The following is a 15,285-nucleotide window of genomic DNA, read 5'->3' on the forward strand; positions in this document are numbered from 1 at the left end:
GTGCGTGAGTGCGGACGTTGGCTCCCGTAGGGGGAAGGCCGGAGAGCGGCGCATGGCTCCGCGGGGGCCCTCACCCGCTCGCTGTCGCTCGCACCCTCTCCCGCAAACTGCGCGGGAGAGGGTATATACTTCAACGAGCCCCGCGCACATCGGCAGAGTCTGTGCTTCGTGAAGTTCTCCCCCTCTCCGCGAGGAAACGAGCGGGGAGGGGCCGTTTGCTGCCCGGCGAGAGCCGTCCATCCCGAGATGAAGTTCTCCCTTCCCCCATTCTGTTCATGGGGGAAGGGCCGGGGATGGGGGGCGCCCGGCGGGAGGCCGGATGCTCGCTTCATGGCACGATCCCGATCCGCGTCCCGTTCGCTCCGCCGCCCGGCCGTGAGCCAAATCCGGCGTCCGGTGTAAGCAGCATCGCCAATCCAAGCAGGAACTTTCGCTCGACAGCGCTGCCTTGAAGATCGCACACCTCGCCGACCTGCACCTGGGCTACCGCGCCTACCACCGCGTCAACGCGCGCGGGGGCAACGTGCGCGAGGCCGACGTGGCCGACGCGTTTCGCCAGGCCGTCAACCGCATCGTGGAGCTGCGGCCGGACCTGGTGCTGGTGGCCGGCGACGTGTTCCACACCGTGCGCCCCAGCAACACGGCCATCGCCGACGCCTTTCGCCAGTTCAGCCTCCTGGCCGACCGGCTGCCCGACACGCCCGTCGTGATGATCGCCGGCAACCACGACTCGCCGCGCAGCGCCGACACGGGCAACATCCTCAACCTGTTCCGCGAGATCGACGGCGTGCGCGTGGTGTGCGACGAGTGCCGCACCATCCGCCTGCCCGAGATCGACACGTCCATCCTGTGCCTGCCGCACGTCTCCCTCTCCACCGGGGAAGAGGTGGCGATGGAGCCGGACTCCGCATCGAAGCACAACGTGCTGATGCTGCACGGCACCATCGAGGGCGAGACGGCCGACAAGAAGCTGCGGTACATCAGCGAGTACGGCGGCGCCGTGATCCCCGAGGGAAAGATCGACCCCGCGCACTGGGACTACGTGGCCCTGGGCCACTACCACCTGGCCGAGGACCTGGCGCCCAACATGTGGTACGCGGGTGGGCTGGAGCGCACGTCGGCCAACATCTGGTTCGAGCGCGAGGACAAGGGCTTCCTCGTCTACAGCACGCGCAGCGGCCGCGCGGAGTTCGAAGCCGTGCAGACGCGTCCCATGGTGGACCTGCCGCGCATCGAGGCCAACGGCCTGGGTGCCGAGGAGCTGGACGAGACCATCCGCGCCTCCGTGGAGCGCATCCCCGACGGGCTGCGGGGCAAGATCGTGCGCCTGGTCATCCACGACGTCCCACGCGCCGTCGTCCGCGAGCTCAACCACAAGCGCATCCGCGAGTGGAAGGCCGAGGCCGTCCACTTTCACCTGGACGCGCGCCCGCCCGAGATCCGCCGGCGGACAGGCACCAACGCGCCCGTGCGCCGGCAGACGCTGCAGGAGCAGGTGGCCGCGTTCATCCGCAAGGACTGGAAGCTGCGCGATCCCAAGCTGGACCGCGACCAGCTGGCCGAGATGGGGGTGACGTACGTGGACCGCACGGCCGAGGAGGGCTGAGCCATGCGCCTGCTTTCCCTGCGGATGCGCAACTTTCGCCAGCACGCGGACACGGAGATCACCTTCCGTCCGGGGCTCACGGGTATCATCGGCCCCAACGGCGCCGGCAAGTCCACCATTCTCGAGGCGCTGGCCTGGGGCATCTACGGCGCCTCGGCCGCGCGGGGCACCAACGACACCATCCGCTTCTCGCGCGCCGGCGCCCGCTCACGCGTGGAGGTGGAGCTGGCGTTCGCCCTGGGCGGCCACGAGTACCGCGTGCAGCGCTCGCTGTACGGCGCCGAGGTCTACCTGGACGGGGGCGCGCAGCCCGTGGCGTCGGGCGTGGGCGGCGTCACGTCGTACCTGCAGTCGCGCGTGGGGATGTCGCGCGAGGAGTTCTTCAACACCTACTTCACCGGGCAAAAGGAGCTGCAGTTCCTGGCGGCCATGGGCCCCGCGGACCGCGGCCGCTTCCTGAGCCAGGTGCTGGGCTACGAGCGCCTGCGCCGCGCCCAGGAGCTCGTCCGCGCCCGGCGCAACGACCTGCGCAGCGAGATCAAGGGCCTGCGCGCGTCCCTGGGCGACCGCGACGAGCTCGTGGCCGCGCTGGACGCGGCGCAGGCGCGCGTGCGCGGCCTGCGCGATGCGCTCATCACCGCGCAGCGGGCCGTCAGCGAGGCCGTGGCCGCCGAGCAGGAGGTGGCGCCGCGCTGGCAGGCCGTGCAGGCCGCGCGCGAGCGCCACCGCGAGCTCACCCACGCCATCGACACGGCCGAGCGCGACCGCCAGTCCGCCCGGCGCGAGCTGGAGCGGCTGGAGGCCGAGCTGCAGGCCGTGGCCGCGGCCGAGAAGGAGCTGGCGCCCCTGCGCGCGCGGCTGGAGGAGCTGCCGGAGGCCAACGCCGCGTGCGAGCGGTTCAGCGAGCTGGCGCGCCAGGAAGAGCGGCGCAAGGCGCTCACCCGCCAGCTGGCGGACCTCCAGGCGGAGCTGGAGCGCGCGGCGGAGCGGCGCGAAAAGCTGGAATCGGCGCCGGAGCTGGAAAAGCGCTACACGGGCGAGCTGGAGCAGCTGCGCGAAAAGCGCGAGACCGTGGCCACGACGCTGGACGAGAAGAAGTCCGCGTGGCTGGCGGACAAGCAGGACGCCTTCACCAAGCTCTCCACCTACCGAGACCGCGCGGCGGAGCTCAAGGGGCAGATCGCCGAGATCGAGCGGCTGGGGCCCGAGGGCATCTGCCCCACCTGCGGCCGCCCGGTGGGCAACGACTACGCGCGCCTGCTGGACGAGCTGCAGGACCAGTGGACCGTCCTCGTGCAGGACGGCAAGTGGTGGGCAAAGCGCCACGAGCAGCTGGAGCCCAAGCCCGACGACGTGGGGGAGCTGGAGACCCTGCTGCGCCAGCTGGGCGAGGCCGTGGACGACCGCGCCCGCAAGCTCACCCGCTGCCAGAGCGCCCTGCACGAGCTGCAGCAGCTCACGGCCGACATGGACGCGCGCGAAGGGCGGCGGGTGGAGGTGCGCGACGAGCTGGGGGCCATCCCCGGCGGCTACGACGCAAAGGCCCACCGCGCGGCCGAGGAGCGGCTCCGCGAGCTGCGCGAGGTGGAAAAGCGCGCCGCGCGGCTGGACGAGACGGCCAACCGCGGTCCGCGGCTGCGCACGCAGCTCGTGCCGGCCAACGAGCGCGAGGCCGCCGCCGTCAAGGCCGCGGACCGGGCGCAGGGGGAGCGCGACGCGCTGGAGTTCAGCGAGGACGCGTTCGCCGCCGTGCGCGACGAGCACGCCCGCCGGGCCGAGGCCCGCCGCACGGCCGAGCTGGGCGCCGCCGAGGCAAAGGGCGACGTCAACACGGCCGAGCAGGTGCTGCAGGGGGCGGAGCACGCCCTGGCGCAGTACGACGAGCGGGCGCAGGCCGTGCGGGAGCACGAGGCGGACCTGCACTACCACGAGGAGCTGGACGAGGCGTACACCCACCTGCGCCAGGAACTCAACGACCAAGTGCGGCCGGAGCTTTCCGAGATCGCGTCCGCGTTCCTGGCCCAGCTCACGGACGGGCGCTACACGTCCATGGAGATCGACGAGTCGTACAACCTCATGGTGCTGGACGAGGGCGAGGAAAAGCCCGTCATCTCCGGCGGCGAGGAAGACATCGCCAACCTCGTGCTGCGCCTGTCCCTTTCGCAGATGATCGCCGAGCGCGCCGGCCACCCGCTGTCGCTGCTCATCCTGGACGAGGTGTTCGGCTCGCTGGACGTGTCGCGGCGCGACAACGTCGTGCAGCTGCTGCACCACCTGGAGGACCGCTTCGAGCAGGTCATCCTCATCACGCACATCGAAGGCATCCGCGAAAGCCTGGACCAGGTGCTGCGCGTGGAGTACGACGAGCGCGCCGGCTGCTCGCGCGTGTCCGAGGAAAGCGTGATGGGCGAGGACTACCCCGAGGCCCCCATGGCCGCCGACTGACCCTCGTCACTTTCGCACTCCCGCACTTTCGCACTTTCGCACTGCGGTTTCTGGGCGTGTCCCTCCGCTGCGCTCCGGGCCGGGCTGCGCGCGCCGTAGGCAACGATACAACTGTTGCCAACGGCGCCGAGCCCCCTGCGCATGCCGGCACGATACTGCTGTGCCGTCCTGCTCCGGGGTCTCGGCCCTCCGGGCGCGCATCCCTCACGCAACGGCGTCCGACCGCCGGGGGCGTGCTGGCAAGGGACGGTGTCTCTCGCCCGCCGAGGCCTCCCGACCCTGCCTCGCTTCGCGAGCGAGGGGGGAGAACCCGCCCAGGCAGGAACCCGGAATCGCGCGGTGAACCCGCCCTCCCGCCAACCCCTCCCCCGAAGTTGGGGGAGGGGTCGCCACCGAGCCGCGAGGAACGAGCGGCGCAGGCGGCGGGGGAGAGGGCTCCCCGTCGCGCAGCGACGGGGGCCATCCGTGGCAGCGGCGGCAGACGCACGGCGAACCGTCTCCGACGCCACCCGTTCCGCCCTCCGGCGCTCCATCCATCCTGGCGGATGGGCTTTCGTTTTCCCTGCTAATTTTTCCGCACTTTCCGGCGTCGCGTCCCCACTTCAGGCGTTCCTCCGCCCGGCCGTAACCCCCTGCCACACACCGACTCCGCCGATCTGTTGACAATCCGGCCAGGGCGGGTGAAATTGCTCGTCCCGCTCTCGACACAAACCGGTCACGGATGTCTCCCAGCCCCACGCTCGACGAGTTCCTGGAGCTTGCCCGCGGCGGCGCCACGCTGGTGCCCGTCACCCGCGAGTTCCCGTTCGACACCGACACGGCCGTCTCCGCCTACCACAAGCTGGCGCGGCCGCCGTTCGGGTTCCTCCTCGAGTCGGTGGTGGGCGGCGAGACGTGGGCGCGCTACACCATGCTGGGCAGCGAGCCCCGCGCCGCGTGGCGCCTGTTCGGCCGGCGGGTGGAGACGTGGACCCCGGCCACCGGCTGGCAGGACCAGGGCGAGAGCGACGACCCGCTGGGCGCGTTCGACCGCATGCTGCAGGCGCAGCGCCCGGCCGAGCTCCCCTGGCTGCCCCGCTTCTGGGGCGGCGCCGTGGGCTACTTCGGATACGACGCGGTACGCCTCATCGAGCGCCTTCCGGATGCGCCCGAGGACGACCGCGGGCTCCCCGACGCCGTGTTCATGCTCACGGGGACGGTGCTCGTGATCGACAACCTCTTCAACCGCGCGCGGGCCGTCGTGGCGGTCCAGACGGGAGGGGTGTCCGAAAACACGTTGCACGAACGTTATCATTCCGCTGTGGGGGAGCTGGACCGGCTCATCGGGCGCCTGGGCGAGGAAAACGGCCCGGATCCGCTGGACCTGGACGATGCCGGGGGCGCCGCGGACGGACCGTTCGAAAGCTCCATGACGTGCGAGGAGTACGAGGACGGCGTGCGGCGGGTGCAGGAGTACATCCGCGCCGGCGACGCCTTCCAGGTGGTCCTCTCGCAGCGGCTCACGGTGCCGCTGGCCGCGCGCCCGTTCGACCTGTACCGGGCCCTGCGCACGCTGAACCCGTCGCCGTACCTGTTCTACCTGGAGCTGGACGGCATCCGGCTCATCGGCTCGTCGCCCGAGGTGATGGTGCGGGTGCAGGAAGGGCGGGTCACGGTGCGCCCCATCGCCGGAACGCGGCGCCGCGGGCGCGACGCCGACGAGGACGAGCGGCTGGGGGCGGACCTGCTGGCGGACCCCAAGGAGGTCTCCGAGCACCTGATGCTCCTGGATCTGGGGCGCAACGACGTGGGCCGGGTGGCCCGCTGGGGCACCGTGCGGGTGCCGCAGCGCATGGTCATCGAGAAGTACTCCCACGTGCTGCACCTGGTGAGCACGGTCGAAGGCGAGCTGCGTGACGGGATGAGCGCCATGGACGTGTTCCGGGCCTCGTTCCCCGCCGGCACCGTCTCCGGCGCCCCCAAGGTGCGGGCCATGGAGATCATCGACGAGCTGGAGCCCCGCCGCCGGGGGCCGTACGCTGGCGCCGTGGGCTACTTTGGATACGGCGGGCGGACGATGGACACGGCCATCGCCATCCGCACGGTGGTGGCAAAGGATGGACAGGCCCACGTGCAGGCCGGCGCCGGCATCGTGGCGGACTCCGTCCCCGCCGCCGAGTACGACGAAACGCTGAACAAGGCCCGCGCCCTGCTGCGCGCCGTCCGAATGGTGGGCGGCTGACGGGGGCGCCCCGTCGCGGAGAAGTGTCATGGCGGAAACGAATCGGTCACGGCCCGGACACCTTGACACGATCGAACGCCCGTTCTATATACGAACGATCCACACCACGCAGGATTCACCCCGGCCGTTCGCGGCCCACGTCCCGACGTCCGTACGACGATCCCAGAGCGGAGTTTCCCGCGCCGTCCAGGCGCGCATTTCCTTGGAAGGTCGGCAGTTCGCGTGTTCGTCTTTAACCCCAGCCCAGGAGGTGTTCACGACGCGGGCCCTGCACAGCGGCAGGGCAGTCACCCGATCGGACGAAAGAGCGGACCGCCCCGGGCGGCCGTAAAAGCGTCCGGCGCATCGCGATGAACGCAATCGGCGTCACGCGGCGCGCTCAGGTCGGACCCGAACCCTCGGCGGTGCCATCCGGGCATCGCCGGCCCACAGGAGGACGAGGAATGAGAAATTTCCGTCGGTTGATCGCGGCCTTGGTCGCGGCGGCGGCACTCGCTCCGGCTACGCTGGCGGCGCAGGGCCCCGCCACGATCACCGGACGCGTGACCAATGCCCAGGGCCAGCCCGAAGCGGCTGTGCTCGTGCGCATTGAGTCGCTCAACGTCGGCGCCAGCACGGGCGCGGACGGCAACTACCGCCTGGTGATCCCGGGCGAGCGCATCCGCGCTGGTCAGAGCGTCACCGTGACCGCGACCCGCACGGGCCTTTCGCCCGTCTCGCGCACCGTCACGCTGTCGCCGGGCGCGACGCTCACGCAGAACTTCCAGATGGCCACCTCGGTGCTCCTCCTGGAGGACGTGGTGGTGACGGGTGTGGCCGCGCCCACGTCGCGCGCCCGCGTTCCGTTCGAGGTTGCCTCGGTGTCGCAGGAGGACCTGGTGGTCCCCGCCACGACGGCGGCCGGCGCCATCCAGGGCAAGGTGGCCGGCGCCCGCGTGGTGCAGGGCAGCGGTCAGCCGGGCAGCAGCCCGTCGGTGCTGCTCCGCGGCCCCACGAGCATCAACGCCACGGGCCGTACGCAGGACCCGCTCTACATCGTTGACGGCGTGATCCTGGGCAGCGGCGGCCTGGAGGACATCGACCCCCAGGACATCGAGAGCATCGAAGTCGTGAAGGGTGCCGCCGCCGCGTCGCTGTACGGCTCGCGCGCCGCCTCGGGCGTCGTGCAGATCCGCACCCGCCGCGGCCGCGACCTCTCCGGCCAGAACCGCACCCGCTACACGGTGCGCGCCGAGGGCGGCGAGAGCAGCATCGAGCACCAGATCGACATCGCCCAGTACCACCCCTGGCGCATGAACGCGGCCAAGACCCGCTTCGTTCGCTCCAACGGGACCGAGTACGACTGGAACAGCGCGCCCACCACGCAGGCGCTGGCCGGCTCCGGCCCGTTCACCACGTTCCAGGTGAACCCGTGGCCCGGCACCACCTACGACCAGGTGGACCGCTTCTTCGATCCGGGCGGCTTCCGCCAGGGCTACGCGGGCGTCGAGGGCTCCTCGGGCCGTACGAACTTCTTCGCGTCGGCCACCATGCTGGACAACGCGGGCGTGCTCGTGGGTCACGAGGGCTACAACCGCAACACCTTCCGCCTGAACCTGGACCACGGGATCGGCGACAAGGTGCAGCTGTCGGCCTCCGGCAACTACGTCAACTCCACGGCTGACGTGGTGAACGCCTCGGGGTCGGGCTCGCCGTTCTTCAACCTGACCTTCATGGTCCCGGTCGTCGACCTCACGGCGCGCGACAGCACCGGCTCGCTCATCGTGACGGGCGACCCGCAGAACCGCAACGAGTACCCCAACCCGCTGTACGAGGTCGAGAACCGCGAGACGTCGCAGAACGACGAGCGGTTCCTGGGCAGCTTCCAGATGGTGTACTCGCCCATGACGTGGCTGCGCCTGGACGGCCAGGTGAGCTACGACCGCACGAACTCGTCGCAGACGGACCTGTTCCCCTACGGCTACCGCACCAAGCTGCCCAACGCGGCGCTTAACCGCGGCAACCTGACGGAGTTCAACTCCATCGCCGACGCGCTCAACGGCAGCTTGACCGCCACGCTCGACCGGTCGTTCGGCGACCTGGAGACGCGCACCCAGGTGCGCTACCTGTACGAGGAGCAGGACTACAGCCAGTTCCAGGCGTCGGGCGCGGCGTTCGCCGCCGAGGGCGTGGAGACCCTGTCGGCCACCACGACCCAGAAGGCCGTGACGTCGTACGGCGAAGAGGTTCGCGCCGAGGGCTTCTTCGGCTTGGCCAACCTGTCGTTCCGCGACCGGTACATCCTTGACGCCCTGGTGCGCCGCGACGGCAGCTCGCTGTTCGGCGACGAAGAGCGCTGGCAGACGTACTACCGCGTGAGCGGTGCCTGGCGCGTGGCCGAGGAGCCCTGGTTCAACGTGCCGTCGGTCACCGACTTCAAGGTGCACGCGTCGCTGGGCACGGCCGGCAACCGCCCGTCGTTCGCCGCGCAGTACGAGACCAACTCCATCGCGGGCGGCACGGTGACGCCCAACATCCTGGGCAACCCCGACCTCAAGCCCGAGCACGTGACGGAGCGCGAGGTGGGCCTGAACCTGGGCCTGATGGACCGCTTCAACCTCACGCTGAACTACGCGGCGTCGACGGCCGAGGACCAGCTGCTGCTGGTGCCCTTCGCCTCGTACCGCGGCGTGAGCGCCCAGTGGACCAACGCCGGTACGCTGGAGAGCAACACGATCGAGGCGTCGCTGGAGGCCAACCTCATCCAGCGCGGCAACCTCAACTGGTCGGCGCGCCTGAACTGGGACCGCACCCGCCAGGAGATCACGGAGCTGGACGTTCCCTGCTACTCGTGGGGCAACCCCAACCTCCAGAACGTCGAGAACGTCTTCTTCAACTGCCCCGGCGTCGAGCTGGGCACGTTCTTCGGGCGCCGCTGGGCCGAGTCGTGCACCGACCTGCCCGCCGCCATGCAGAACCGTTGCGGCGAGTTCGACGTGAACGACGACGGCTACCTGGTGTACGTGGGCGCCGGCAACACCTACCGCAGCGGCGTGGGCGCGGACGGCCAGATCGGCACGGCCGACGACCTGTGGGGCTCGCGCGGTGCCGGCGACATGAGCAACTACAACTGGGGCATTCCGTTCTCGGCCATCGGCACGGATCCCTTCACGGGCGGCCTGACGAACTACTTCGCCCTGGGCAGCGCCCAGCCGGACTACAACTTCTCGTTCTCCAACAGCCTGAACTGGGGCGGCCTGTCCCTGTACGGCCTGCTGGACGCGTCCATCGGCTACGAGGTCTACAACCAGACCCGCCAGTGGGCCATGTTCCGCAACCGCTCGGGTGAGAACGACCAGGTCGGCAAGGCGCCCGAGGAGATGAAGCCGGTGGGCTACTACGGCATCCTGTACAACGCGGCGACCGTGAACAGCGAGTTCGTCGAGGATGCCAGCTTCGTGAAGCTGCGCGAGGTGGCCCTTCGCTACACGTTCGGTGCGGACCGCCTTGCGGCGCTGCGCGCCGGTGGCTTCGACCACGTCACGCTGGGCGTGATCGGCCGCAACCTCAAGACGTGGACGGACTACCTGGGCTATGACCCCGAGGTGGGCTTTGCGGGCAGCACGGGCGGTTCGGCGGTGCTCAGCCGCTTCGACGCCTTCGGCTACCCCAACTTCCGCACGGTGTCGCTGTCCGTGGAAGTCGGCTTCTAACATTCGGCTTGCGCTCCCCGCCTCGGCGGGGAGCCACGCCTCAAGCGCAAGGAAACGCTAATGCTGAAGAGATACGGTGTGTGCCTCGCCGCGGCCGCCACGCTCCTGGGAGCGTGCGCGGACCTGGAGGTGCCGACCAACCCCAACTCGCCGCCCGTGCCCTCGGGCGACCCGACGCCGACGCAGATCGAAGGCCTGATCGGCGGCACGTTCCGCAACTTCTACTACGCGACGCACTCCGAGAGCGGCATCGCGCTGGCGATGAGCGTGGCGGCGGACGAGCACACGTCGAGCGCGGCGAACTTCGCCATGATCGACTTCTACCAGGAGCCGCGCCGCCAGATCGACAACTTCGTGTACTACAGCAATTCCCCGGTGCTTGACTACACCTGGAATCGCCTGTACCTCACGCTGTCGGGCGCGCGTTCGGGCCTGATCCCCATGAAGCGCGCCACCAACCCCGTCAACCTGGGCGCCAACCGCGTTCGGGCCGAGGCGTGGGCTCGCTTCATGCAGGGCCTGGCCACGGGCATGGTGGCCCTGATCTACGACCGCGGCTACCGGATGGACGAGACCACCTCGTCCGACCAGAGCCCGGAGCTGCTGTCGCACGACGAGATGCTGGCCCTGTCGATGCAGTACCTTGACCAGGCCATCGTGCTGGCGTCGGGCAACACGTTCACGATCCCGGCCGAGTGGGCGCCGTCGCAGTCGCCGATCACGTCGGCGTACCTGGCCCGCCTGGCGCACTCGTACAAGGCCCGCTTCATGGCCTGGGAGGCCCGTACTCCCGCCGAGCGCCAGGCGCTGAACTGGAACAACATCATGGCCGAGGTCGCGGCCGGCGTCACGTCGAACTTCGTGCTGGTCATCGACGACGTGAACTACTCCAACGGCCTGGGCAACTACATCTCCCCGGGCTGGGGCTGGTGGGACCTGCGGTACGCCGGCATGGCCGAGACCACCGGCACCCGCTACCAGACCTGGTGGAACACGCCGGTCGGCGCGCGCCAGCCGTTCCGCTTCGGCTCGGTGGACGCCCGCTTCCCGTCGTCGGACACGGCCTCGACCTCGTCGGCCAAGGCCTTCGGCAAGTACGTGTACTTCAACGGCGCGGCCGGCGGCAACCCGGAGCGCGGCACGTACAACTGGTCGGAGTACGCCGACTGGCGCTGGTCGGACTACTGGGAGGCCTCGGACATCCCGTTCGACGAGCTGACCGTGACGGAGATGCGCCTGCTGCGGGCCGAGGGCCTGTTCCGCACGGGTGACCTGGCCGGCGCCGCGGCGATCATCAACGAGACCCGCGTGGACAACGGCGAGCTTCCCCCGGCCACGGCCGCGGGCATCCCGAACGACCCGGCCACCTGCGTTCCGCAGCTGGGCAACGGCCAGTGCGGCAGCCTGTTCGAGGCGCTCAAGTGGGAAAAGCGCGTCGAGATCTACGGCACCACGCTGGGCGACTGGTACTTCGACAGCCGCGGCTGGGGCGACCTGACCGAGGGCACGCCGATCCAGTTCCCCATTCCTCCGCGTGAGAGCGCCGGCCTTGGCCTGGTGCCCTACACCTTCGGTGGCGTGGGCGGCAACTGCGCGGCCGGCTCCACCTGCGTCCCGGTGAGCTGACGCGTAGGACCTGACGGTGCCGCGCCCGCGAATGCGGGCGCGGCACGCGGCCGCCTGGCGGCTCGCACGGCCTGCCAGCGCATGCTGACAGGCCGCTTTTGTTTGTTCTCCCCCGAACCCATTTCGGTTTCCGATGCTCAAGCCCCTTGCCCTCGCGCTCCTGACCGCCTCGATCACCCTGGGTGCATGCGCCGCCCCGGCCGCGCAGGGCGGCACGAGCGCCCCCTCCGCCTCCGGCTCCGCCGCGCCCGCGCGGTCGGACCGCGACCGCCTGACCCGCGCCGACATCGATGCCACCCCCGGGCTGGCCACGGCGTACGACGCGGTGCAGCGGCTTCGCCCGCACTGGCTGCGCGTGACGGGCGCCCGCGCCAGTGACGGCCAGGTGGCGGTGTACCACAACAACACCCGGGTGGGCGGCCCCGAGGCGCTGCGCCAGATCGCCATCGAGACGGTGGGGTCCATGCGCTACCTGGACGCGCAGGATGCGTCCAACCAGCTGTCCGGCTTCAACCGGCCGGTGGGCGGCGCCATCCTCGTGAGCACGCTCCGGCAGTAGAGGCACGGGCGGAGCGGGGGCCGCCGGTCAGAAACTCCCGCTCCGCCACGTTTCCTCCGGTGATCAGGGCAGCGCAGTTTCACCTACGCGAACGCCGGGAGGACCCCATGATGGGCCGAGCACTCGTTTGGCTGACGTTGGTGGTATCGGTGGTGCTGGTGGCTCCCGCCGCGGCGGCCCAGGGCCGCGTGGCCGGGCGCATCGTGGACGCGCAGACCGGCGAGGCCGTGCAGGGCGCGTCCGTCTCCATGATGAGCAGCGAGGGACGCTTTCGCCGTCTCACGGACACCGACGGCAACGGCGTGTTCGTCTTCGAGGAGATCACGCCGGGCCGGTTCCGGCTGAACGCCGCCCGCATGGGGTACGTCACGGTGCAGGGCAGCTACGTGGACCTGGCGCAGAACGACACGGTGGTGGTGGACATCCGCATGTCGTCGGACGGGGTGCTGCTGCAGCCCGTGACGGTGGTGGCCCGGTCGGCGCAGCGCAGCAGCCCCATGCTGCGCGCTTTCTACGAGCGGATGGACCGCGGCATCGGCCAGTTCATCAGCCGCGACGACATCGCCGCCCGCAACCCCATGTACGTCACCGACCTGCTGGCGACGGTGCCCGGGGTGCGCCTGGGCGCGTGGACGCCGGCGGGGCGCCAGGTGTACATGTCCCGGTCCATCAAGTCGGGCCCGGAGGGATGCCCGGTGCAGTTCTTCGTGGACAACGTGCACGTGAACCGCACCAACAGCCTGATGGAGGCCGGCGCCAACCAGCGGGGACGCGACACCACGGCGTTCGCCGAGGGCGCCCTGGAGGTGGGCCGCCAGCCCAGCATCGACGAGTTCGTGAACCCCTCGGCCATCGAGGGCATCGAGGTGTACCCGGGGCTGGGCTCCGTTCCCGCGGAGTTCATGTCGCCCGACGCGCGCTGCGGCACGGTGGTGGTCTGGACCAAGCGCGGCTACCAGGACTGACGCGGGCGCGCTGCCCTGATGCAAGCCCGGGGTCCGGCGTGATGGCCGGACCCTTGCTCGTTGCCCCGGCCGGACGGCGGCCGTCCCGATCCATCCCCTCCGTTCGTTGTTCTGCCGTCGTCCCGCCGGTCCCCCATGGTCTTCGCCGGCGCGGATCCCATGCACGTGAACGCCAGGAGCCCCGTAATGGTCGCACGCGCCCTCGTCATCGTCCTCGCCTGGATGGCCGGCACCCTGTGCGCCCTGCCGGCGGCGGCGCAGGGCCACGTGTCGGGCCAGATCCTGGACGCGCGCACGGGCGAGCCGGTGCCGGGCGCGTTCGTCTCCATGCTCACCAGCGAGGGCCGGTTCCGGCGCATCACGGGCACGGACAGCGTGGGCAAGTTCTCGTTCGACGAGGTGCTGCCGGGGCGCTTTCGGCTGAACGCGGGGCGCATCGGGTACTACACGGCCCAGGGCGGCCACATGGAGCTGGAGCACAACGACACCGTCACGGTGGACATCCGTCTTTCGGCCGGGGGGGTGCTGCTGCAGGCCATCACGGTGGTGGCGCGCTCCCAGCCGCGCGGCAACCCCATGCTGCGGGGGTTCTACGAGCGGATGGACCGCGGCACGGGGTACTACCTGAACCGCGACGCCGTGGAGGCCCGCAACGCCAGCATGGTGACGGACCTGCTGGTGACGCTGCCCGGCGTGCGCCTGGGCCCGCAGACGCACGCGGGGCGGCAGATCATCATGTCGCGGGCCATGCGCTCCGGCTCGGCGGGGTGTCCGGTGCAGTTCTTTGTGGACAACGTGCACGTGAACCGGGACACGGGTGCCCAGCTGGGCCGCTCGGTTCCCATGGAGCCGTTGAGCATCGACGCGTACGTGCAGCCGTCGTCCATCGAGGGGATCGAGGTGTACTCCGGGCTGAGCTCCCTTCCGGCGGAGTTCATGACCAACGAGGCCCGCTGCGGTACCGTGGTCGTGTGGACGCGCCGCGGCCAGTGAACCGGACGAGAACGCGGTGAAGCAGGGCCCGGCGCGATGCCGGGCCTTTCGTGTTTTCGGCTCCTGGTCTCACCAGCTCTCTGGCGGATCGGAAACAGCATTCTCACACGGGGCCTGCGGCCAACGGAGTCAACGGTTTTCTGATCAATTACCGTTACCTCCGTTGGCCGCAGGCCCCGTGTGAGATTTTTCGTCCATTCATCCCGCGCGCTCACCATACGTCCGCGAGGAAGATCTCCCGGTCGCACCCACCGGGTCTGAGGAACGCGAGAGACCTGGCGAGGCACGCTCAACGAACGCGGTCGGACCCGGATCCGGTATGGATTCGGCGACGCGTGGAGGGCGGATCGGGCGCGTTCGCAGTGCGGCGGAAATGGCAGTCCGGACTTGGTCCGGAGTTTGCTCCCCGGGCGGGCATGGCCGAACCCAACATTTCAAACGAGCGGCGCAAGGGAACCGACCGGCGGACCAAGCCCGGCGGCGGACTTCGCCCGCGCTTTTCACTCGCGCCCCTGCTGCTGCTGTTCCTGGCGCTGGTGCTGCTGAACACGTTCCTCTCGCCGGGACGGGCCAAGACCGTCCAGTACAGCGAGATCAAGAACCGCATCAGCGCCAATCAGGTCAAGGAGGTGCGCATCGGGGCCACGTCCATCGAGGCGATCCCCGACACCTCCATCAGCAAGGGCGACGGTCCCAAGCGCTGGCGCGCCCCCCTGCCCGGGGTAAAGGACGACCAGCTCATCCCGCTGCTCGAGGCGCGCAACGTTCCCTACTCGGGGATGAACGAGGGCAACTGGAGCTTCCTGATCACGCTCCTGCTCCCCCTGCTGCTCATCATCGGGTTCTGGGTGTTCATGTTCCGGCGGATGAACCCCACGCAGGGGGTGCTCACCGTCGGAAAGAGCCGCGCGCGCATCGTGGGCGAGGAGGGCACGGGCGTGACGTTCGGCGACGTGGCGGGCGTGGACGAGAGCAAGGTGGAGCTCCAGGAGATCGTGGAGTTCCTCAAGACGCCCGACAAGTTCGCCAAGCTGGGCGCCAAGATCCCCAAGGGAGTGCTGCTGGTGGGCCCTCCGGGAACGGGCAAGACGCTGCTGGCCCGCGCCGTGGCCGGCGAGGCGGGGGTCACGTTCTTTTCCATCTCGGGCGCGGAGTTCGTGGAGATGTTCGTGGGCGTG

At 70.1% G+C, this 15,285-nt stretch carries 9 protein-coding genes; all 9 read left to right on the top strand.

Translation table 11 applies throughout. The features are described from left to right. Positions 1–448 precede the first annotated feature (448 nt). Positions 449–1,606 (top strand): exonuclease SbcCD subunit D, encoded by a 1,158-nt coding sequence (locus VFZ20_RS18710; protein ID WP_329685450.1) that lies wholly within the window; start codon positions 449–451, stop codon positions 1,604–1,606. Between the two features lie 3 nt (positions 1,607–1,609). Beyond that, positions 1,610–4,051 carry an SMC family ATPase gene (locus VFZ20_RS18715; RefSeq protein ID WP_329685451.1) on the top strand — a complete coding sequence of 814 codons (2,442 nt, stop codon included), beginning with the start codon at positions 1,610–1,612 and terminating at the stop codon, positions 4,049–4,051. Between the two features lie 721 nt (positions 4,052–4,772). Then, positions 4,773–6,272 carry an anthranilate synthase component I gene (gene trpE / locus VFZ20_RS18720; RefSeq protein ID WP_329685452.1) on the top strand — a complete coding sequence of 500 codons (1,500 nt, stop codon included), beginning with the start codon at positions 4,773–4,775 and terminating at the stop codon, positions 6,270–6,272. 443 nt (positions 6,273–6,715) lie between these two features. After that, on the top strand, positions 6,716–9,964 hold the full coding sequence (locus VFZ20_RS18725) for a SusC/RagA family TonB-linked outer membrane protein (RefSeq protein ID WP_329685453.1): 3,249 nt from the start codon (positions 6,716–6,718) through the stop codon (positions 9,962–9,964). A gap of 60 nt (positions 9,965–10,024) precedes the next feature. Continuing rightward, positions 10,025–11,590: a hypothetical protein gene (locus VFZ20_RS18730; RefSeq protein ID WP_329685454.1), complete on the top strand. Its 1,566-nt coding sequence runs from the start codon at positions 10,025–10,027 to the stop codon at positions 11,588–11,590. Between the two features lie 133 nt (positions 11,591–11,723). Continuing rightward, on the top strand, positions 11,724–12,149 hold the full coding sequence (locus VFZ20_RS18735; RefSeq protein WP_329685455.1) for a hypothetical protein: 426 nt from the start codon (positions 11,724–11,726) through the stop codon (positions 12,147–12,149). A gap of 107 nt (positions 12,150–12,256) precedes the next feature. Then, positions 12,257–13,114, top strand: a complete 858-nt coding sequence (locus VFZ20_RS18740) for a TonB-dependent receptor (protein WP_329685456.1) — start codon at positions 12,257–12,259, stop codon at positions 13,112–13,114. Positions 13,115–13,300: 186 nt separating this feature from the next. Next, on the top strand, positions 13,301–14,107 hold the full coding sequence (locus VFZ20_RS18745; protein WP_329685457.1) for a carboxypeptidase-like regulatory domain-containing protein: 807 nt from the start codon (positions 13,301–13,303) through the stop codon (positions 14,105–14,107). A gap of 416 nt (positions 14,108–14,523) precedes the next feature. Beyond that, the coding region (locus VFZ20_RS18750; protein ID WP_329685458.1) for an ATP-dependent metallopeptidase FtsH/Yme1/Tma family protein at positions 14,524–15,285 on the top strand (762 nt) is incomplete at its 3' end.

The sequence above is a fragment of the Longimicrobium sp. genome (assembly GCF_036280135.1).
Taxonomy (GTDB): Bacteria; Gemmatimonadota; Gemmatimonadetes; order Longimicrobiales; family Longimicrobiaceae; genus Longimicrobium.

Bases quoted from the DNA above. Each gene is read 5' to 3' on its own strand.
- VFZ20_RS18715 (WP_329685451.1), top strand. From the start codon at position 1,610: ATGCGCCTGCTTTCCCTGCGGATGCGCAACTTTCGCCAGCACGCGGAC.
- trpE (WP_329685452.1), top strand. From the start codon at position 4,773: ATGTCTCCCAGCCCCACGCTCGACGAGTTCCTGGAGCTTGCCCGCGGC.
- VFZ20_RS18725 (WP_329685453.1), top strand. From the start codon at position 6,716: ATGAGAAATTTCCGTCGGTTGATCGCGGCCTTGGTCGCGGCGGCGGCA.
- VFZ20_RS18730 (WP_329685454.1), top strand. From the start codon at position 10,025: ATGCTGAAGAGATACGGTGTGTGCCTCGCCGCGGCCGCCACGCTCCTG.
- VFZ20_RS18735 (WP_329685455.1), top strand. From the start codon at position 11,724: ATGCTCAAGCCCCTTGCCCTCGCGCTCCTGACCGCCTCGATCACCCTG.
- VFZ20_RS18740 (WP_329685456.1), top strand. From the start codon at position 12,257: ATGATGGGCCGAGCACTCGTTTGGCTGACGTTGGTGGTATCGGTGGTG.
- VFZ20_RS18745 (WP_329685457.1), top strand. From the start codon at position 13,301: ATGGTCGCACGCGCCCTCGTCATCGTCCTCGCCTGGATGGCCGGCACC.